Origin of the sequence: Bombella intestini, from assembly GCF_002003665.1 — a bacterium.
In the GTDB taxonomy this organism is placed as follows: Bacteria; Pseudomonadota; Alphaproteobacteria; order Acetobacterales; family Acetobacteraceae; genus Bombella; species Bombella intestini.
Map to the genome: position 1 here is coordinate 436885 of NZ_JATM01000001.1, position 20709 is coordinate 457593.

19 protein-coding genes are annotated in these 20709 nt (G+C 54.6%); 9 read left to right on the forward strand and 10 right to left on the reverse strand.

Annotated features, from left to right (window positions below; translation table 11 throughout):
• The first annotated feature begins 50 nt into the window (after positions 1-50).
• Positions 51-431 (forward strand): glycerol dehydrogenase, encoded by a 381-nt coding sequence (locus tag AL01_RS02020; protein ID WP_077395593.1) that lies wholly within the window; start codon positions 51-53, stop codon positions 429-431.
• Entirely contained in the window at positions 424-2619 is a 2196-nt protein-coding gene (locus AL01_RS02025) for a pyrroloquinoline quinone-dependent dehydrogenase (protein ID WP_077395594.1), read from the forward strand. The genes AL01_RS02020 and AL01_RS02025 overlap by 8 nt, the downstream gene beginning before the upstream one ends.
• Before the next feature lie 143 nt (positions 2620-2762).
• Here the strand turns inward: AL01_RS02025 and AL01_RS02030 are convergent, their stop codons facing one another.
• Positions 2763-3017, reverse strand: a complete 255-nt coding sequence (locus tag AL01_RS02030; protein WP_077395595.1) for a hypothetical protein — start codon at positions 3015-3017, stop codon at positions 2763-2765.
• Positions 3018-3222: 205 nt separating this feature from the next.
• Here AL01_RS02030 and AL01_RS02035 point away from each other — a divergent pair, with 205 nt between their 5' ends.
• A complete protein-coding gene (locus AL01_RS02035; RefSeq protein ID WP_077395596.1) occupies positions 3223-3966 on the forward strand; it encodes an orotate phosphoribosyltransferase in 744 nt (247 codons plus the stop codon).
• A 99-nt stretch (positions 3967-4065) separates the two neighbouring features.
• Positions 4066-4890 (forward strand): glutamate racemase, encoded by an 825-nt coding sequence (gene murI, locus AL01_RS02040; RefSeq protein ID WP_077395877.1) that lies wholly within the window; start codon positions 4066-4068, stop codon positions 4888-4890.
• Here the strand turns inward: murI and AL01_RS02045 are convergent.
• The 5 genes from AL01_RS02045 to fabI form a co-directional block, all read right to left on the reverse strand.
• The gene (locus AL01_RS02045; RefSeq protein ID WP_408735424.1) at positions 4887-5954 is read right to left on the reverse strand and encodes a polyprenyl synthetase family protein; all 1068 of its coding nucleotides are present in this window, start codon (positions 5952-5954) and stop codon (positions 4887-4889) included. The two genes, murI and AL01_RS02045, sit on opposite strands and share 4 nt — an antisense overlap.
• Positions 5955-6169: 215 nt before the next feature.
• A complete protein-coding gene (locus AL01_RS02050; RefSeq protein WP_077395598.1) occupies positions 6170-7192 on the reverse strand; it encodes a ribonucleotide-diphosphate reductase subunit beta in 1023 nt (340 codons plus the stop codon).
• Between the two features lie 132 nt (positions 7193-7324).
• The gene (locus AL01_RS02055) at positions 7325-9232 is read right to left on the reverse strand and encodes a ribonucleoside-diphosphate reductase subunit alpha (RefSeq protein ID WP_408735431.1); all 1908 of its coding nucleotides are present in this window, start codon (positions 9230-9232) and stop codon (positions 7325-7327) included.
• 198 nt (positions 9233-9430) lie between these two features.
• A complete protein-coding gene (gene aroC / locus AL01_RS02060; protein ID WP_077395600.1) occupies positions 9431-10525 on the reverse strand; it encodes a chorismate synthase in 1095 nt (364 codons plus the stop codon).
• 6 nt (positions 10526-10531) lie between these two features.
• The gene (gene fabI, locus AL01_RS02065; protein ID WP_077395601.1) at positions 10532-11383 is read right to left on the reverse strand and encodes an enoyl-ACP reductase FabI; all 852 of its coding nucleotides are present in this window, start codon (positions 11381-11383) and stop codon (positions 10532-10534) included.
• Between the two features lie 165 nt (positions 11384-11548).
• On the opposite strand from fabI, the gene AL01_RS02070 reads away from it, so the two are divergent.
• The 4 genes from AL01_RS02070 (at position 11549) to AL01_RS02085 (ending at position 15317) form a co-directional block, all read left to right on the forward strand.
• A complete protein-coding gene (locus tag AL01_RS02070) occupies positions 11549-12835 on the forward strand; it encodes a 3-deoxy-D-manno-octulosonic acid transferase (RefSeq protein WP_158075917.1) in 1287 nt (428 codons plus the stop codon).
• A complete protein-coding gene (gene lpxK / locus AL01_RS02075; protein WP_077395603.1) occupies positions 12835-13827 on the forward strand; it encodes a tetraacyldisaccharide 4'-kinase in 993 nt (330 codons plus the stop codon). The genes AL01_RS02070 and lpxK overlap by 1 nt, the downstream gene beginning before the upstream one ends.
• 8 nt (positions 13828-13835) lie before the next feature.
• Positions 13836-14747, forward strand: a complete 912-nt coding sequence (locus AL01_RS02080; RefSeq protein WP_077395604.1) for a lysophospholipid acyltransferase family protein — start codon at positions 13836-13838, stop codon at positions 14745-14747.
• Between the two features lie 171 nt (positions 14748-14918).
• A complete protein-coding gene (locus tag AL01_RS02085) occupies positions 14919-15317 on the forward strand; it encodes a hypothetical protein (protein ID WP_077395605.1) in 399 nt (132 codons plus the stop codon).
• Between the two features lie 90 nt (positions 15318-15407).
• On the opposite strand, the gene AL01_RS02090 is transcribed toward AL01_RS02085, so the two are convergent.
• Positions 15408-16931 (reverse strand): penicillin-binding protein activator, encoded by a 1524-nt coding sequence (locus AL01_RS02090; RefSeq protein WP_241502657.1) that lies wholly within the window; start codon positions 16929-16931, stop codon positions 15408-15410.
• Here AL01_RS02090 and rsmI point away from each other — a divergent pair.
• Positions 16916-17812 carry a 16S rRNA (cytidine(1402)-2'-O)-methyltransferase gene (gene rsmI, locus AL01_RS02095; RefSeq protein ID WP_241502658.1) on the forward strand — a complete coding sequence of 299 codons (897 nt, stop codon included), beginning with the start codon at positions 16916-16918 and terminating at the stop codon, positions 17810-17812. The genes AL01_RS02090 and rsmI overlap by 16 nt on opposite strands.
• On the opposite strand, the gene AL01_RS02100 is transcribed toward rsmI, so the two are convergent.
• The 3 genes from AL01_RS02100 to AL01_RS02110 form a co-directional block, all read right to left on the reverse strand.
• Entirely contained in the window at positions 17813-18439 is a 627-nt protein-coding gene (locus AL01_RS02100; protein WP_241502659.1) for a LolA family protein, read from the reverse strand.
• Positions 18440-18452: 13 nt separating this feature from the next.
• Positions 18453-19838 (reverse strand): glutamate--cysteine ligase, encoded by a 1386-nt coding sequence (locus AL01_RS02105; protein ID WP_077395607.1) that lies wholly within the window; start codon positions 19836-19838, stop codon positions 18453-18455.
• Positions 19839-19979: 141 nt separating this feature from the next.
• Positions 19980-20696 carry a 16S rRNA (uracil(1498)-N(3))-methyltransferase gene (locus AL01_RS02110; RefSeq protein ID WP_143280636.1) on the reverse strand — a complete coding sequence of 239 codons (717 nt, stop codon included), beginning with the start codon at positions 20694-20696 and terminating at the stop codon, positions 19980-19982.
• Between the last annotated feature and the right edge of the window lie 13 nt (positions 20697-20709).

A 20709-nucleotide genomic window follows, 5' to 3' on the forward strand; every position in this document is an offset into this window, starting at 1 on the left:
TTATTCCCTCATAGTCACAGTATGTTCTTTATTTTACTGGAGACAGAACTGTGTCTTTTTTCTCTTATCCGAAGAAGAAACCAGGGGTCGCCGATGTGGTCGTCTGGGTACTTGCCCTGTTGATTCTGCTCTTCGGTCTTTATTTCGTTATTTTTGGTTCATGGCTCATTCTTTTAGGTGGGTCCTGGTATTACACCCCATGCGGAATCCTCCTCTGTATTTCTGGTGTTTACCTCTTCCGCCAGAACCTTGCGGGTGCGTGGGGCTATTTGCTCGCTTGGGCTCTGACCATACCTTGGACAATCTATGAGGTCGGCTTCCACTTCTGGGGGTGGCTGCCTCGCCTCTTCGGCCCCACCCTACTGGCTATTGCCGTTGCTGCTTGCATACCTCACCTTCTCCGTAACCAGAAAGTCAGTATCGATGCGTAATCAGGCCTATCTTCTTGGTATCCTTCTGAGCGGTACTATGCTCGGTGCATCATTCCCAGTAGCACAGGCACAGGAAGCCGCTCCCCCTAGCACCGCTCATAGAGCCATCCCTCCAGAGGACGTAGCCTCCAGCATTTATCATCCGCCCGCCCCCGAAACGCCACAGGCGACGGGTGTCAATTCGGCCAACTTGCCGGATATTGACGAGCTGCCGATTGACCAGTTGCCACAAGCTGTTCCGCAGGAGAGTGCCAACCCCAAGCCAGAGGACTGGCCTGCCTACGGGCACGATGACAGAGCAACACGCTACTCCCCATTAAAGCAAATTACTCCGGAGAATGTCGGGAAACTGCAACGGGCCTTCGTCTATCACACGGGCGTTCTGGTCCCTAAGGGTAACCTCAACCGGCTGGCACCAGAGACCACACCCATCAAGGTTGGAGATTCCTTGTATCTCTGCTCAGCCACCAACGACATGATGCGCATTGATGCCACAACGGGCAAAGAGAAATGGCGTTTCCACTCTCACGAGAGTTACGATGCTATCCCCTTCACATCTGCCTGTAAGTCCGTCACCTATTATACCTCGTCCACGGTACCAGAAGGGCAGCCCTGCCATAACCGCATTATTGAAGGCACTCTGGATAACCGCATGATCGCCGTGAACGCTGATGACGGCAAACTCTGCGAGAGCTTTGGCCATGGTGGGCAAGTCAACCTCATGCAAGGCATGGGCTGGTCCGTGCCTCGTTTTGTCGGGGTTACCAGCCCGGTTCCCATCATCAATGGCGTGATTGTCGTCAATCATGAAGTGCTGGACGGCCAACGCCGCTGGGCACCGTCTGGTGTCATCCGAGGGTATGATGCCGAAAGCGGTAAGTTCCTCTGGGCATGGGATGTCAATAATCCAAACGATCATCACCAGCCGGACAAAGACCATTACTACAGCCGTGGTACGCCCAACTCGTGGACGGCCATGACCGGCGATAATGCCCTAGGGTTGGTTTATGTCCCTATGGGCAACTCTTCCGCTGACTATTACAGCGCCATGCGGAGCGATGCAGAGAACAAGGTTTCATCCTCTGTAGTCGCACTGGATGTCCGCACCGGTGAGCCACGCTGGGTCTTCCAGACCGTCCATAAGGATGTCTGGGATTATGACATCGGCTCTCAGGCCACGCTGTTCGACTATCACGCTGATGATGGCAGTGTCATTCCCGCCCTCATCATGCCTACAAAACGGGGGCAGACCTTCATCCTCGACCGCCGGACAGGAAAACCTCTGCCAGATTTCCCCGTCGTGGAAAAACCCGTCCCAACCGAAGGTGGCGTGAAGGATGACCAGCGTACACAAACGCAGCCATGGTCTGTCGGTGTGCCTCGTCTTGGTTTCCCAAAGCTCACAGAAGCCGACATGTGGGGTATGTCGCCACTGGATCAACTCGCTTGCCGCATCAAGTTCCGGCGTGCCCATTATGTTGGTGAGTTCACACCACCCTCCCTCAACCGTCCGTGGATTGAAGCCCCGGGCTACAATGGCGGCAGTGACTGGGGCAGTATTTCCTATAATCCGCAAACAGGAATCGTACTGGCAAATTGGAACAATGTTCCCATGTACAACCAGCTTGTAACCCGGAAAACAGCGGACCAACTACGTCTGATCCCAGTCGATGTTCCCCAATACACACCACGTCACGGCATGACAGCCGGTAATGCAGCACAAGCCGAAACACCTTACGGTGCCCTAGTTGGCCCCTTCTGGAACGAATTTACGAGAGTGATGTGCAATGCTCCACCCTACGGCATGGTCACCGCCATCGACCTAAAAGCTCATAAGGTCCTCTGGCAGCGTCCCTTTGGTTCGGCTCGCGCTAATGGACCGTGGGGCATACCGACAGGCATGCCGCTAACAATCGGTACACCAAACAACGGTGGGTCCGTCATGACGGCGGGCGGTGTCGCCTTCATCGGTGCTTCCAGTGACAATCAGATCCATGCCATTGACCTTAAAACGGGCAAAACACTCTGGACTGATGTACTTCCCGGCGGCGGGCAAGCCAATGCCATGACCTATGCCGTAAATGGCCGGCAGTATGTCGCCATCATGGCGGGAGGGCATCACCTTATGGGAACACCTGTCTCCGATCAGTTGGTCGTTTATGCTCTGCCAGAGCAGGATGAAAAATAACCGACTCCTTCTGGCTGTCTGATCTTCCAGACAGCCAGAAGAACGCCTTGACCAAAACGATAGGCATCAAAAAAGCGGAGACCTGCCGGTACTCCGCTTCATCATACATCTGACCCGTAGCTATATCAGACCGTGTCGTGGTCTCAGCGTGGGTTTGTCGGCGGACAATTGCAGCCTCGTGTCGGATCCGAAGAACGCCGAACAATATGATGATCTATCCATTCTGAAACCAGAAGACGGGCCTCTGGCAGAGACGATTCTGGGTGATGTATCCGATACAGGGTAGTGCAAGCAGCAAAAATGCTCATCTCACTCTGCCCCATATCATGCAGCTCCTGATAAGCTGTAATTACGGCGCGTTCGCATTTACGACCGATATGACCGGTTGCAACTTTCATATCCCATACCCTTACAATACCCTGTTCCCCGAAGGAAAAACCTTCATCGAGAAAGACAGGACTTCCTCATCGCTCCTGCCAATAACAGAATAAAGCGTCATCAATAAGGAGAATAGGCAAAAAAGGCATCTTTACCCTACCCCTCTCCCCTTCTAACGGGTAGATGTCTCCAAAGGAACCATTTTTCGAGATTACGGAGAGAATAATGCCTGCATCTGGCACAGCATCAAATCTGGGCATCCGCCCCACACAGTGGGACCGTGATGCTGCGCTGACAACGGCGCGCATTCTTCTGGAAATCAAGGCCATTAACTTCCGCCCCAGCGAGCCTTACACACTGACCTCCGGCTGGAAGTCCCCGGTTTATATCGACTGCCGTAAGATTATTTTCTTCCCTCGTGCCCGTAAGAAGCTGATGGAACTGGCCGTTGAAAAGATTGGTCGGCACATCGGCTATGAGAGCATTGATGCTGTTGTAGGTGGTGAGACAGCCGGTATTCCTTTTTCCGCATGGATTGCCGACCGCTTGATGACGCCTATGGCCTATGTTCGCAAAAAGCCAAAAGGGTTTGGCCGCAATGCACAGATTGAAGGCGATGTGCCAGAAGGTATGCGCACTCTGTTGGTGGAAGACCTGACAACAGACGGTGCCTCCAAGATCCGCTTCGCCAATGCTCTGCGGGAGGCTGGGGCCATTGTGGATCATACGTTTGTGGTCTTCTTCTATGGCGTTTTCCCCGGTGCGCAAAAGACCCTGCAAGAGATGGGCATCAGCCTGCACGCTCTCTGCACATGGTGGGACGTGCTGGAAGCCTGTGCCGATGGTCAGTATTTCTCCGCTGAAGATAGCGCAGAGGTTCGCCGCTTCCTTGAAGACCCGTGCAGCTGGTCCAAAGCTCATGGTGGCGTAGGTAGCGCAGAGGAGGCACTCGCCTTTAAGCGAGGCTAATTCATCTCCTCCACACTCCCCAGCAGGAGATGAAAGGCACTAGTCTTTCATCTCCCCTCACTGGTTCCGCCTTTCTCCATTACAGTCAGAGGCATGACCATGCCAGCACCCTCCTCTCCCCGTCTTCTGGTATTTGATTCCGGCATTGGAGGGCTGGGGGTTGTCCAAGCGCTACGCAGTCTGGCTCCATCTCTCACAATAGACTATCTCGCCGATACGGCCTTATTTCCCTACGGCGAACAGCCGGATGATCTCCTACGAGAGCGTATCACTGAGCTGATCTGCAAAGCCTCTGATGCTCTCAAACCCACCCTCATCATCATTGCCTGCAATACGGCTAGCACTCTGGCTCTCCCCATATTACGAGAACGCCTGACACTCCCTATTGTAGGCTGTGTTCCCCCTATCCGTTGGGCTGGACGGGTATCTGCTAGTCGTACCATCGGCTTACTGGCCACCAGTGCCACAGCACGCCGCCCCTATCTGAAGCAACTACACGAAGATTTCGCCGCTGACTGTCGTCTGCTCATTCACGGCTCCCGTCATCTGGCCAACATGGCAGAACGAGCTTTTCGAGGGGAACAGCTTGAGCCTGCCGAGGTGCAGCAAGAACTAGCGTATCTTTTCCAACAACCTGATGGAAAAGACATCGATACTGTCGGGCTGGGCTGCACACATTACACATTTCTGCTACCCTACTTCCAGCGGCTCGGTCCAACCGGCATCATGTGGTTAGACCCTGCCCCTGCTGTAGCGCAACAGGCCCTCCGGCGGTTGGGAGATGTAGCAGAAGCACCTCCTCCCTCCGGCCTGACAGCGACACCGGATCGCTTCTTCCTGACAGCCCCACCACAAAACAACCAAGACCTCGCCAACCATATAGCATGGCTGGGCTTCACCAATGGTTGGGAAATTTTCTCTTAACGGGCTCGCTCAACCGTATAAAGCACGGTCTCACGCAACAGATTTTTCAGCTCACTTTCCGGGAAACAAGCCAAAGCCTCCACGGCCTGCCCGACATACTCACGAGCCCGCTCAATGGTTATGCGAATGGCATCCCTCCGAGCGATGATCTCCAGAGCATGGGGCAAATCTGCCTCAGTCTGCTCATTATCTTCGATCACACGCTTCCAGAACTGTCGCTCCTCCTCCGTGCCCTGCTCATAAGCTGCCAGCACCGGAAGCGTGATTTTCCCTTCACGAAAATCATCCCCAACCGTCTTGCCCAACACCTGCTGATCGGCCGCATAATCTAACGCATCATCTACAAGCTGAAAGGCCATACCAAGACTGGTGCCATACTGCTCCAAGGCCAGCTCGGCGTCACGGTTATGCCCGGCGACAACAGCCCCAACCCGGCAGGCCGCAGCGAACAGAGCCGCCGTCTTGCCGTGAATGACCTCCAAATAACGCTCTATAGGTGTGGAAAGATCATTTTGCGTGGACATCTGAAGGACCTCTCCTTCAGCAATCGTTGCGGATGCCGCCGACAGAATCGCCATGACTTCAAGCGATCCATCTGCCGTCATCAGCTGGAAGGAGCGTGCAAAGAGGAAGTCCCCCACAAGCACAGATGCTTTATTGCCAAAAAGCGCATTGGCGGAGGCCATACCACGCCGGAGGGTGCTTTCATCCACCACATCATCATGTAACAGCGTTGCCGTATGGATGAACTCCACACAGGCCGCCAGACCGATATGGCGTGTCTCCCCTTCCTTTTCGCCATATCCGCAGAGACGAGCCGATGCGAGCGTCAGCAAGGGGCGCAGTCGCTTCCCCCCGGCCGCTACAAGATGTGCACCAAGCTGAGGAATAAGCGGTACAGAGCTCTGCATCCGATCGATGATGGCCTGATTACAGGCAGTCATATCATCGGCAAGATAGGCTGAAAGGGCCTTCAGGGCATCTTCTCCCTTGACCTCTCTACCCGCAGCCTCACCGCCAGATACAACATAGGGCTCTGATGAGGAAGAAACCAAAACGCACAACTCCAGTTCTACCCATTCCTACATGTAGGAATGGACAGTCTCGGGTAGCTGCCTCCCCGCCTTGGGGCACATTCTCTCCAGAACGAGCCATCAGACAGGAAGCAGCCTTTCCCCTTTAGAAAATACTTCCGTTCATATGATCAGCAATCCGGGCATGGTCAAGACAGCCTCAGCATAAACCCTTCAGAGAACGGGTAATTTCCATGCTTTTTCTTTCAGGAAAACACACCACTCTCGAAGGCATCTTCCCATGTCCCCTGAGTAGACGCACGGGAATATTCTGTCGCACGATTCTCAAAGAAGTTGGTATGCTCAACAGCATTAAGCATGTCATCCACCCATGGCAGCGGATTTTCCTCAATGCCATAAATCGGATCCAGCCCCAGCTGAATCAGACGGCGATCTGCGATGAAGCGAATATACTGCTCCACTTCCCCCGCTGACAGCCCTTCCACCGGCCCCATCTCAAAGGCTAGCTCAATAAACGCATCTTCGTGAGACACTGTCTGACGGCAGATTTCCACCAACTCAGCACGGAATTCTTCTGTCCATATCTCCGGATTTTCCCGGATGAAGGTACGGAATAGCCGGATCATGGACAGGCAGTGCAGTGTTTCATCACGCACGGACCACGAAACGATCTGCCCCATCCCCTTCAACTTATTGAAGCGGGGGAAGTTCAGCAGAATGGCAAAAGACGCAAACAGCTGCAGCCCTTCCATGAAGGCTCCAAACGCCGCCATGGTCTTGGCGATTTCCCGCTTGCTGTTGATGTTGAAGGACTGCATGAAATCATACTTGTCCTTCATCTCCTTATATTTCAGGAAGGCGGAATATTCCGTTTCCGGCATACCGATCGTATCCAGCAGATGCGAGTAGGCCGCAATGTGGATCGTCTCGATATTCGAGAAGCAGGAGAGCATCATCAGAACTTCAGTCGGCTTGAAGACCTGACTGTAATATTTCATGTAGGCAGAATTCACCTCCACGTCAGCCTGCGTGAAGAAACGGAATATCTGCGTAACAAGGTTCTGTTCAGCTTCAGACAGCTTGCGGTGCCAGTCCTTTACGTCCTCAGCCAGCGGCACTTCTTCCGGCAACCAGTGCAAACGCTGCTGGGTTAGCCATGCATCATAGGCCCACGGGTAGCGAAATGGCTTATAGACCGGATTTTCAACCAGAAGATTGGCCTGTTCGGCCGCTTCAGGGGCCGGCGGCAATGGGGTGCCATCTGTCATCTCACAAAACCTCTTTATTCTGAAGCTAGCCCCGTTGCCCGTCCCCTGTTCAGGCGTCCCACAGGCTACGGGGCCGCATCATTCCTCTCCAATAGGCATGGGCTCGACAGCCTGCCCATTCTGTTCCCTGCCTTACTGGCAGGAGAGACATTCTTCGTAACTACCGACACCACTCTCCGCATGGCGTGGTGTGGCCTGCGGGAGATGATCATCATCTCCCTCCATAATATCACGCTTTACAGCCACGTTGGAGACCGTATCAGCCCTCTGTATGGAAAGTGAACGACAGTAATAGAGCGATTTAACGCCCTTCTTCCATGCCTCGTAGTGGATGCGTACCAGATCCCTCTTATGCACATCTGCCGGCAAGAACAGATTGACCGACTGCGACTGACAGATGAATGGGGCACGATCAGCGGCATGTTCAATCACCCAACGCTGATCAATCTCGAAAGCAGTCTTGAAAACATCCTTCTCATCCTGCGTCAGGAAGTCCAGATGCTGCACGGATCCCTTGGTCAGAGTGATGGACGACCAGACATCATCTGTATCCCGCCCGTATTTCTGAAGCAATTTGGCAAGATGGCGATTCCGTACCGTAAAGGAACCAGACAGAGTTTTCTGAAGGAAAACGTTAGCGCTGATTGGATCAATCCCCGGACTGGCATTACCCGCAATAATGGAGATAGAGGCTGTCGGCGCAACGGCCATTTTGTTGGAAAAACGCTCTTGGAAACCATACTCTTCAGCATCCGGGCACGGACCACGTGTCTTTGCCAGCTCACGGGAAGCCTCGGCCGTTTGCTTTGAAATATGCTCAAAGAACTTCTTATTCCACACCTTAGCCATGACGCTGCCAAACGGCACCATCTTAGACTGCAGGAAGGAATGGAACCCCATCACGCCCAAGCCGACTGACCGCTCCCGCATAGCAGCATAACGGGCATGTGCCATGTCATCGGGCGCATTATCGATAAAGTCCTGCAATACGTTATCAAGAAACAGCATCACGTCCTTGATAAACTGTGGATCATCCTTCCATTCATCCCAATATTCCAGATTTAGGGAAGAAAGACAGCAAACCGCCGTGCGGGTTTTGCCATGATGGTCAATCCCAGTCGGCAAGGTGATCTCTGCGCAAAGGTTAGAGGTCTTCACCTCCAGCCCTGCCAAGCGGTGATGTTCCGGGCGAGCCCGATTCACCGTATCTGAGAATACAATATACGGCTCACCCTGTTCCATGCGTGCCGTCAGAAGACGGATCCACAAGGCACGGGCAGATACTTTACGAATGACGCTATGATCCTTAGGGGAAATCAGCGGCCATTCTTCATCACCCGCTACAGCCCGCATGAAATCATCTGTCAGCAGGACACCGTGATGCAGATTAAGTGCCTTACGGTTCGGGTCGCCACCAGTGGGGCGGCGCATCTCGATGAATTCTTCAATTTCAGGATGCCAGATGGGCAGATAAACCGCTGCAGACCCACGCCGCAGGCTACCCTGACTAATGGCCAACGTCAGGCTATCCATCACCCGAATGAAGGGAATCACACCGGATGTCTTGCCATTACGGCCGATATTCTCCCCGATGGAACGCAGATTCCCCCAATAGGAGCCGATGCCCCCCCCTTTGGCAGCCAACCAAACATTCTCATTCCAGAGCCCAACAATACCTTCCAGACTGTCTTCCGACTCATTGAGAAAGCAGGAAATCGGCAAACCACGACTCGTCCCACCATTAGAAAGAACCGGCGTTGCTGGCATGAACCAATGCCGGGACATATAGTCATAAATCCTCTGCGCATGGCCCTCATCGGCCCCGTAGTGAGACGCCACACGGGCAAACAGCCCCTGATATGTCTCCCCTTCCAACAGGTAGCGGTCATCCAGAGTGGCACGGCCGAAGTCCGTCAGACGTTCATCACGCTCCGGCGATGTACGGACAGGAGGTCGTCCCGGCAACTGAACGACATTAGGGAAGAGCTCAGGTTCCTCAGGCACACCCGCTGGGTGAGCGAACGTCTGCGCATCATGCATGGTCATGAATCGAGCCCCTCATTTCGGCGTCATTTTGAGCATAATTATTGGCCCCCTTTCCCACGGATGAAGGGCGCATTCAAGGCTTGTTTTTAAGCGGGAAGTGTGCCTCATCGCCACATATAGGGTACACCAATAGGCGAGAGGCACTATATATTGTTACAGCCGATTAGCCTTCCGGCTGAATAACACTGTTTTTCAAAGCCATCCACACTGGGCATGGTTGCGCAGAAGCTGGTCTGCCAAAATACAAGCCATCATGGCCTCAGCCACTGGCACGGCTCGGATGCCGATACAGGGGTCATGCCGCCCTTTGGTCCGAACCTCCACAGCCTCACCATCCCGCGTAATACTTGGAACCGGAAGCAGAATTGAACTCGTCGGCTTGATAGCCATTCGTGCCACGATAGGCTGGCCTGTAGAAATACCGCCCAGAATCCCCCCGGCATGATTACTCAGAAAAGCAGGCTCCATCGGATTACCCGAAGGGCGAATAGGATCAGCGTTCTCTTCCCCATGCAGGGAAGCCACTCCCATCCCATCACCAATCTCAACAGCTTTCACACCGTTGATGCCCATCATGCCACCAGCAAGCTCGGCATCCAACTTGCCGTAAACAGGTGCACCCAGACCGGCAGGCACGCCCTCTGCTACAACTTCCAGCGTTGCACCGACAGATGAGCCAGACTTCCGTACCGCTTCCAACTGTTCACTCCATGCCGGAATGATTTCAGCATCCGGCGAGAAGAACGGATTCTGCTCCACTTCTGCCCAATCCCAGCGGCTTCGGTCCACAGACTGCCCACCAATACCCGTGAGAGCACCACGGATGAGCAGCTGTGGGCCAACCAGTTCCCGCAGGATAACCCGAGCTACAGCCCCTGCCGCAACACGCATGGCTGTCTCCCGAGCAGAAGACCGACCACCACCACGATAATCACGGATGCCATACTTCAGATCATAGGCAATATCGGCATGACCGGGACGATACTGCCGAGCAATCTCGCCATAGTCGCGAGAACGCTGATCCGTATTCTCAATCATCAGGGAAATAGGTGTCCCTGTCGTCTGACCTTCGAAAACGCCGGACAAAATCCGAACCTGATCCGACTCACGACGTTGAGTCGTATAGCGAGACTGCCCCGGCCGCCGCTTGTCCAGCCAGGGCTGAATATCGTCCTCAGACAGTTTCAGGCGTGGTGGGCAACCATCAATAACACAGCCAATAGCTGGACCATGACTCTCCCCCCATGTCGTGACACGAAGAAGACGCCCAAAACTGTTTTCAGACATTGGTCCTTACTCCCCTGATGCAAGGCTCATATCGGGAGCGTCCGGGTTCTTCATACCAATGATATTATACCCGCAATCAACATGGTGAATCTCACCCGTCACACCGCTGGAAAGGTCAGACAACAGATACAGGCCAGACCCGCCAACATCTTTTAGAGACACATTCCGTTCCATCGGGGCATTGACCTGATTCCAACGCAGGATGTAGCGGAAATCACCGATGCCATTGGCGGCCAGTGTCATGATCGGACCAGCGGAAATACCATTCACACGGATATCATCACGCCCCAGATCCACCGCCATATAGCGGACGGAGGCCTCCAGTGCTGCCTTAGCCACACCCATCACGTTGTAATGAGGCATGACACGTTCAGCACCCAGATAGGTCAGGGTCAGCAGGGAGCCACCGGCATTCATCATAGCTGACGCCCGGCGAGCCACTGCAGTAAAGGAGAAGCAGGAAATATCCAACGCCTGCAGAAAAGCCTCACGAGGGGTATCCACATAACGCCCACGCAGATACTGCTTATCAGCCCAGCCGATGGCATGCACGACGAAGTCAATCTTGCCCCACGCCTTTTCAACCTCATCAAATGTGGCATTGATGGCATTATCATCACTTACGTCACAGGGCAGAACCATGGAGGACCCCACGCTCTCCGCCAATGGGCGAACACGCTTGCCCAATGCTTCACCCTGATATGTGAAGGCGATCTCAGCACCTTGGTCGGCACAGGCTTTAGCAATGGCCCAAGCGATGGAGTTCTTATTCGCCACACCCATGACAACACCGCGCTTACCGGCCATAAGTCTACCCTTGGCCGTTTCCTGCTGCGTGTGCGCTTCCGTTTCTGACATGGTCAGCTCCCTTGAGGATAATCCTGCATCTATAAATTAAGTGGGTCATCTCGTTGCACAAGGATGCCCATCTCGGCAAGGCCCTCCTGTCCTGAGGAAAAATTTTTTACCCTTCCTCCTATATTGTAACAAAGAGATGATGCGAAAATGCACCACATGCGCCGTATGGGACGTTCAATGCGCTGTTGCCCGATTTCAGCTTCTCCATCTGATCCCCTCCTCCAGTTATGGTCACTGATCGGCCACATAGCCATGCCGTGGCTCCGCCGCCATGCACGCAAAAGGCTTCGCCAAGGCAAAGAAGACGGCACCCGCCTCCCTGAACGTTTCGCAAAGCCGGGGGTAGCACGGCCGCCCCACACCCAGACTCTCCTCTGGATACATGCTGCAAGCGTGGGAGAAAGCCGCTGCATTCTCCCTGTTGCTGATCAACTCCTGATGGACTGCCCGGACCTAACCATCCTTATGACGACCACCACCTTAACCGGAGGGGAAACGGTGGCGGCTCATACAGCCAGTCATACAGGACGACTGATCCATCAGCTCATCCCTTATGATGCGCCACATCTTCTTGAGCGTTTCATAAAATATTGGCGGCCTATCGGGCTGGTCCTCACCGAAAGTGAGCTCTGGCCGGGCCTCCTTGGCCTGTGCCGAAAAAAACAACTCCCTGTTATGCTGCTTAACGGGCGTTTCTCGCCGCAATCTGCTGCACGCTGGCGACGGGCAACCCCACTGCTGCGCCATCTCATGAAACCCTGTAGCTGGATCATGCCCCGAAGTCTGGCAGATGAACGAGCCTTTACCCGATTCGGTATCGGACCACTCCTTCCCCCTGCCGACCTGAAGGAAGATACACCGCCTCTACCGTTTGATAAGGACGAAGCCGCAGCCCTCCGCAGACAGATCGGACAGCGACCCGTTTTTGTGGCGGCCTCAACACATCCGGGCGAAGAAGACATCATTATAGAAGCAGTGCGAAAAGCCCGAGAAAAACAGTCCGACCTGCTCGCCATCATCATTCCCCGCCACCCTGAACGGGGCCGGGAGTTAGCCCGATACCATCAGGCCCCACAGCGTTCCAAGCAACAGATTCCCCACCCACAAGACGATTTGTGGATCATTGATACGCTGGGAGAGGTTGGACTTTTTTTTCAACTGGCTGACCGTGTCTTCATCGGCAACTCTCTCACTCTCCCTGGCGGAGGGCATAACCCCTTGGAATCTCTCCATTTCCAATGCCCTACAGCCATTGGCCCCCATATGCAGAACTGGGCAGACCTCTGTTCCCGCTATGCCGCTTCGCTTCATCGCATTAACGATGCCACCACTCTCGCACATTGGTTGACTATCCCGCATCTGCCCATTCCCCATCCCCCCAAACGGAATCAGGCCAGAGCATGTGCGGTTCGCCTTATTAAGGACACAGTTTTGCCTAATAAGGCATATTGATGAGACTGATGGCCCCCTCCTTCTGGCAGAACCCTGCCCCAACCACGCTATCCAACCTCCTGCTACCCTTCAGCAAAGTAGCGGGATTCCTCACCCGTCAGCGGCAAAACCAGCCCTCTCTCAAGCTGCCGGTCCCAGTTCTCTGCTGCGGCAACATCACCGTTGGGGGGACTGGGAAGACCCCCATGGCCCTGCATCTACTCCAGCAACTAATACGGAGAGGCCGTACCCCTCATGCCATCACCCGTGGTTACGGCGGGCGTTCCAAAAAAACGGGGCTGATCCATCCTGAATTGGACAAAGCCATTGATGTCGGAGATGAAACCATATTACTGGCCCGCCTTGCCCCGACATGGAGGGGGCCAGACCGGCAGGCCAACGCCTTACAGGCCATAGCCGCAGGTGCGGACTGCCTTGTGATGGATGATGGGTTGCAAGACCCCTCTCTCCATAAGGATATGTCCATCCTGATCGTTGACGGCCCTGCGGGGCTAGGTAACCAGCGTTTACTCCCCGCCGGGCCATTGCGGGAATCCCTTTCCGACATTCTACCCCGGCTGCAAGCGGTCGTAATCTTCGGTAAAGACCGCCAGCATATTGCCAAACAGATTCCCCAGTCTCTTCCTGTTTTGAAAGGGATACTCTCCCCCGGAACAAGCATCCACAAACTGCGGGGGTTTCAGATTATCGCCTTTGCCGGGATTGGCCGCCCGCAGAAATTCTTTTCTACCCTTCAGGATGCCGGTCTCACCTTACTGCGGACTCTCACCTTCCCTGATCACCACATCTATTCAGACCGTGAACTAAAGCAGCTCGCCCAACTTGCTCATGCGCCAGACACTATGCTGGTGACGACTGAAAAGGACTACGTCAAGCTGCCCTCCCTTTTCCAAAATTTCGTCATCAGCCTTGACGTTGAACCCAGATGGAGCAACCCCGCTATAGCCGATGAGCTTCTTGATCATTTTCTGGCAAATGATCGCAGAGAATAGAAACCATTATGAAGCATCATCTTGAAGCATGGAGCCTGAAGGGACTCCTGTGGTTTGCCGGTAAAGTGCCAGCCGCTCTCTCCTCCCAATTAGGGGGGGGCATTGCCCGCCATATTGGCCTGTTTCTCCCCTCATCCCATATTGCAGACCTGAATCTACAACGAGCCTTCCCAACGCTAGAAAAACAAAGCCGCAAGAAAATCATCCAAGGCTGCTGGGAAAATATCGGCTCCACACTGGCGGAACTCCCTCACCTACCCACTCTCCCCTCAGATTCAGAAAGGGGGCCGGGCTGGCGTGTCCTAAACGACCATCTTCTGCATCAGGTCCGCCAAAGCGGACGACCTGTCATTTTCTTCTCAGGCCATCTCGGTAACTGGGAACTCATGCCCCTGATCGTTGCCCGTTATGGGATGGGATTCTCTCCCTTCTATCGAGCCCCCAATAATCCGTTAGTAGACCAGCTCCTCTGCCAACTCCGGCGTCGTATTGCCGGTGTGCCAGTCTCATTCTTCCCTAAGGGAAAACAAGGCGCACGAGAGGCCGTCTATCATCTTGCCAAAGGCGGATATCTCGGAGTTCTAGGCGACCAGAAAATGAATGATGGAATCGAGGTTTCTTTCTTCGGCCATCCCACCATGACTGCCCCAGCCGCTGCGGCTCTTGCGCTACGGTTCAACGCTTTGATTGTTACGGGCTATGTCTGGCGGGAAGGTCCGGCCCGTCTGGTGCTTGAGGTGACCTCTTCCCTCGATCCCCAGACTCTCATCAAACCATCCCTGTCCCGTCATGAAATGATCCAGCATCTCACCCAACGCCTGAATGACGAATTGGAACAATGGATCACAAAACGCCCGGAAAACTGGCTCTGGCTGCATAGGAGATGGGCCAAGTCCTATTATCAGAATAAGGAAAAGTAAATTTTTCTCCTAGCCATGCACAGAAAACATGGTAGGATTGCAAAATAAGAGCAAGATCATAGCAGCCAAGCCTTCCTGTTCACTTTTCAGATAGCGCGCTTCGGCACTCATGGGTTGTTCGGATGGTAATGCGACAGGGGATTTCCCTGTTGCCATGAAGGAGATTCTGACATGGCTCAAAAAGCGTTTTGCGTGGCAAAGCACGCCACAGCCCCCTCCTCCAACGCCCGGGATCATGCCGCCGGTATTGTCGTCCCATTCCGCCAGAAGCTCCTTCCTCACCACCGTCATTATCTCGCTAAATGGCTCGCTGCCAGCGAAAGAATGGGCGTTCTTGATGCCTCTATTGAGGCCGCACCAGAACAACGCACAGATGATGCTAACCTGGTGGTCATCTGGGTTCGGGAAAATACTAATCCTGCCTACATCATCAGCCTGAGCGGCCCTGAATGGATCCTGACAGACTGCCTGCGAGACAATGAACTCGGGCGGTACCGGAATCTTTCTGAAGCCCTACATACCATTCGGCCCGTCCTTCCCCTGCACCAGACTGATGCAGCTACCAGCTAAGGCAGAAGCCCTTCTTTTCCTCAAAGAAAAACCCCGCCGATCTCCTCGGACGGGGTTTTCTGTTAAATCATTCTGATACCGCATACGCCATCAAGGCGTTGAAAGAGCATCACTTCTAACCGCCGCATGACGAGACGGAGACCAAACAGCAACATCGGAAGCCGCTGTCGAAGGAGCCTGCACAGCCTTAGCCTGCACTGCTCCTGATGACGTCGCTGCCGCCTGCTGCCCCGGCACGACACTCCCAGCAGGTTGGCTAGATGCTGATGCTAGGTCCCGAGATGCGGGGACAATCAGTTGGCTCCCCCCACCGGGGGCAATCTGATAAATGCCCAAAGCACGGGTCATCCGGCCATCTGGCCGCAGGTGGAAAAGGCCATTCACCCCAAGATACCCCTCCCGCTGGGTCAGTGTAGCCACATCCAGTTTATTCTGACGGATCAAAGCACCAGCAAGGGCGGCTGCGTCATAAGCAAAATCAGCAACTGGGGATGGTTTCTGCTGATAGGCATTCTGATAGCTCTGCACATAGCCACTACGTTGCTTCTCATCAAAGGCCACATACCAAGCACCCCGCAGGTCCCCCAGCTTGGCGTCAAAAGAACGCCAAAGCATCGGCCCAAGAATACGCACCTGCGGGACGAGAAGCTGATTAGTCCTCAACGCATCAATCACACGAGCGAGATCAAGCCCCGTATCGCCCAGAAGAAGCGCATCAAAAGGCGGGGGAGCAACCTCAGAGGCTCCTCCAGTTGGCTGTTCCGTATGCTCCGACTTACCTGCAGAAGCCCCTATCTCATCACCATCATTCAACGGATCAACAGCCGAAGGGCCACTCTCTGCTCCCGGAGAAACCTGCGCAGCACCCGCTCCCCCTGCTGACGGATGATGGCTCAACTGTGCCATCTTCTGGGTAATGTCGTTGGGATCACTGCTATGAAACGCAATTTGTGGCGTCTCAAGCCCTGCTTCCTGACAAGCAAGCGTAAGCCCCTCTCCCATGGAATGACCCAGAGCCGTATCTGGCAGAAAAGCTGCGAACCGTTTCCGGCCATCCAACCGGGCTGCATCCACGAGGCGACGAACCTGCTGCTCTGGTGTTAACCCCATAACCCAGACCCCCGGTTTGGCCTGCGCTACATCACTTGTGAAAGCAAGCTCCGGGACACTAACCGGTTGCAGAACAGACGCTACGGCCTGTGTATCCCCTGCCGTCAGTGGCCCCAGCACGATCTTATCACCAGCTGCCAAAGCCTGCTGTGCTGCATGAGCCGGACCTTCTGGCTGGGCACTATCAAATACATCCATTGGAGGAGTCTGATTTTCCGGCAGTGCCAGTCTGGCAGCATCCCGCATACGCTGGCCAATAGCTGCATGAGGGCCACTCAGCGGAACAATCAACCCAATACGGGCCGGTTTCTCCACCGGCACTGGCGCAGTCGCCACCGGGGATGTTGCCCCTTCATGACCATTTTCTCCGGAGCAGGCTCCCAGAAACATGAAAATACCAACAGCCAAGGCGGTCCGGCTGCTTCCTCTCTTGCCGTGCCCCTGCCCATCACGGCTATAAGGGCCAGAGCGGCTCATTGAGGATAACGATGTCTGAGAAACCATATACTCCCCCCGATCACGGATCACTCTCTTCTTCTACCGGGCAGCTCATGCTGGTGGCAACGCCTGTCGGTAATCTTGCCGATATCAGCCAACGTGCCCTTGATGCCCTGAAGATGGCTGATGCCATATTGTGTGAAGACACACGCGTTACCACAAAGCTGTTACGGCATTATGGCATAAGTAATCAGCTTTTCCCCCTGCATGATCATAATGAGCAGGATCGCACCCCGGCTCTCATAGAACGCCTCCGTCAAGGTCAATGTCTGGCTCTGGTGTCCGATGCGGGGACGCCCATCGTTTCAGACCCGGGCTATCGCCTCGTCCGGGCAGCGCAGGAAGCCGATATCGCCATCACCTCCCTGCCGGGTGCCAACGCCGCCGTCACAGCCCTGACACTCTCCGGCCTACCTCCTATTCCGTTCATGTTTCTGGGGTTTCCACCTCGGGGTGAAGCCCGCCGGCACAGCTTTGCAGCCCTGCGTGCCGCCGAGCAAGCCGGTCTTGCGGCCACACTCATCTGGTATGAATCGCCTCATCGGCTCCTGGAAACGCTAAAAACCCAACAACAAGTGTTCGGTGCCGATCGTCCCGCTGCTGTAGGACGTGAACTGACAAAACATTTTGAGGAAATGATCCGGGGCAGTCTTGCAGACCTCATCGCCCATTTCGAAGAAACCGCCCCTCGAGGAGAAATCACCTTACTCCTCGGCCCGCCAGCCGCAGAAGATACGGGGGCTCAGGAGCTGGATCAAACCTTGCTAGATGCCTTGAAGACACATTCCGTCAAGGATGCCGCTGCCCTCGTGGCAGGGATTGTGAACCTGCCCAAGCGTACCGTCTATAATCGGGCGCTTGAGCTGGCGAAACAGAAAAGAGGATAACTAATCCTCATCCTTCGGCAGAACAAAACTTGAGGCCGGGATGCTAACACCGGTTTTCACGTTGGAGAAATGAACCACTGTTCTGTGTCCCTGTGCATCCAGCACAGTCCATCCCTTCAAGCTGAGCGGATGAGTGGCAAAGAACAGTGTCATCTCGCCCTCGCCTGGATTTTCCGTTCTGGTCACCTGAAGCTGTATCTCATTACCCTGCTGCTCATAACCCAGAATGGAAACATCCCCTGAAAAACGGGGATCAGGACGCAAGAGCAGACCGAGCGGCGTATGGTCCAAAGGAATCATAGTGACTTGGCCGATGCTATGATCTTGGAATACGACCTTACCCTCATTAGCGACCAGAAGAAGCGGGCTGGGTGGATCATAAGAGAACCGCATCTTCCCCGGCCTCTCCAGAAGAACCGTCCCTGTGGATGTTCCGTTCTGCTCAGTCACTTGCTCAAAACGGGCCTGAAAGGTTTTTGTTGCGGCAAGGCTGGCCTCGATCTTATTCACCCATCCCTGCTGAGATGATGTCAGATTAACACCAGCTACAGCCTGATGCAGTGGCAAGACCGTCCCACCCAGAGTAAGAACCACCCCACATGCCACGAGAATACGCCGCATCATCATCTGCCTCTTCTCCTTACAGAGAAATATCCGCTTCCCGGAAAATATGCCGGACATCACCCTGCCAGACCCCATGATAACGCTCCAACCACCGCTCGGCCTGCGTCTTGGCTCCGTCAGCAATTTCATAGAGCGGGGCAAGGTAATATTCTTCCCCATATCCACGCTTCTGAAGTCCCTGCTCGGCTAGTTCTAGAATCCGCTTTGCCAACGCACGAAGCCCCCCAGGGAACGGGGCATCCATAGCCTGCTCAACGACAAGCTCCGCCAGAGACTGATAGGTCAGCCACGGCTGTTCCTTCACCACCCGTTCCGCTTCAGCCAATACATCGGGGTCATACAAGAGCCCAACCCAGAAAGCAGACTGTGCGACCATCATATCCGGACGGCCAGCATCCGCACCTCGCATCTCAAGGAACTGCTTGAGGCGAACATCCGGGAACAGAGTTGTCAGATGATCCTCAAAATCACCAACCGTTGGCCGCAGCCCTGCTAATGGTTCCTGTTCGACACCATCCAGCCATTTACGGAACGAGCATCCCGCTGCATCAACATTCCGCCCATCCCGATTGACGAAATACATCGGAACATCCAGCGCCCAGTCCACATAACGCTCGAAACCGAAGCCTTCCTCAAAGAAAAATGTCGGCTGGCCACTACGCTGATTGTCCGTATCCAGCCAAATATAAGCACGATTGGAGAGACGACCTGTCGGCTTACCTTCAGCAAAAGGTGAATTGGCCATAAGAGCCGTGATGAGAGGCTGAAGCGCAAGAGACACCCGCATCTTACGGGCCATATCTGCCTCACTGGAGAAATCCAGATTCACTTGCACCGTGCAGGTCCGTGTCATCATATCTAACCCACGACGCCCAACTGTGGGCATATAACGGCGCATGATGGCATAGCGGCTCTTGGGCATCCACGGCATGGCCTCACGGGCCCAGAGTGGTTGAAAACCAAGTGGGGCAAACCCCAAACCAAGCTCCCGGGCAGGCCCTGTGATCTGCTGGAAGTGGGCGATCATTTCCTGCTCGGTTTCCTGAAGGGTCCTGACAGGTGCCCCAGAAAGTTCGAACTGCCCGGCTGGTTCCAAAGAGATGGACCGCCCCTTATGCGGGCCTGCACCTTTCAGGCCGATCAGGTGCCCATCATCACGGATAGCCTGCCATTCCGGCCCCTCCAGTGCAGCAAGCAGAGCACCAATACCTTCAGGCTCGTAAGCAGGTGGAGCAAAAGGCTTCAACTCTCCTCTGGCACGTTCTGGCATACGAAAACCAAATTTCTCGTGCTCCGTGCCAATGCGCCACTCTTCCTGAGGTTTGCAGCCACGCGCTAGCACCTCGACTAGCTGCGCTCTGTTTTCAATCAGTGTTGTATTGCTCTCACCTGGATTGGACATGTACAAAACCTTACCGGCTAGAATTCACCACGAGATGCCGCAGGACGTTCAGACTGTCCGTAAGCCAGATACCCCTATACTAGGGGGCAAATTTACTTTCATTCAAGAGAACCGGCTCATATTCAGGCAGTTATCGGGTTTTCATGGCTGCCTATTGGTAGCACTAATCTGGGCCAATGCCGCACAAGCCGCCGTATCTGCCCGCAAAATCCGAGGGCCAAGAGAAAAAGACTGTACAGCCTCATGCCGAGTTAGCCGCTGCACTTCCTCCTCGGCAAAGCCTCCTTCTGGTCCAATCAACAACGCATCGCAGCCGCTGGGAGGGCCACCGGTCCCCTGACGTTCTAACGCTACAGCCATCTTCCGCCGAGCAGGCCAACGAGCCAGAACAGCGGCCAACGGCTCCAGCGGCATGAGAACCGGGATGTCCAACCTTTCGCACTGTTCTGCTGCTTCCTGTGCAATCAGACTCAACCGTTCATAATTCAACCGATGTGTATTTGTCCGAGCTGTCAGGACGGGACGAAAACGTGTCACACCCAGCTCCGTGCCCATACGGATGAGCAGCTCCGTTGCATCCCGCTTAAGCGGAGCAAAGAGTAGCTCTACCCCTTCCGTATCCTGCTGGGGGCGCAAGCAAGACGATAGGCGCACTGTAGCCTGTTTCTTTTGCAGCCCCTCCACAACGGCCTGCCATTCTCCATCCCGGCCGTTAAACAATACGACACCATCCCCTGGCTGAAGACGCATGACCTTACCCAAATAATGGGCATGGCCAGCAGATAAGGGCAGCAACTCCCCTTCCTTCCAGGGAGATGAAACATCGGCGATGAAAAGGCGTGGATCGGTACGGCTCATGATCTGGGCATAC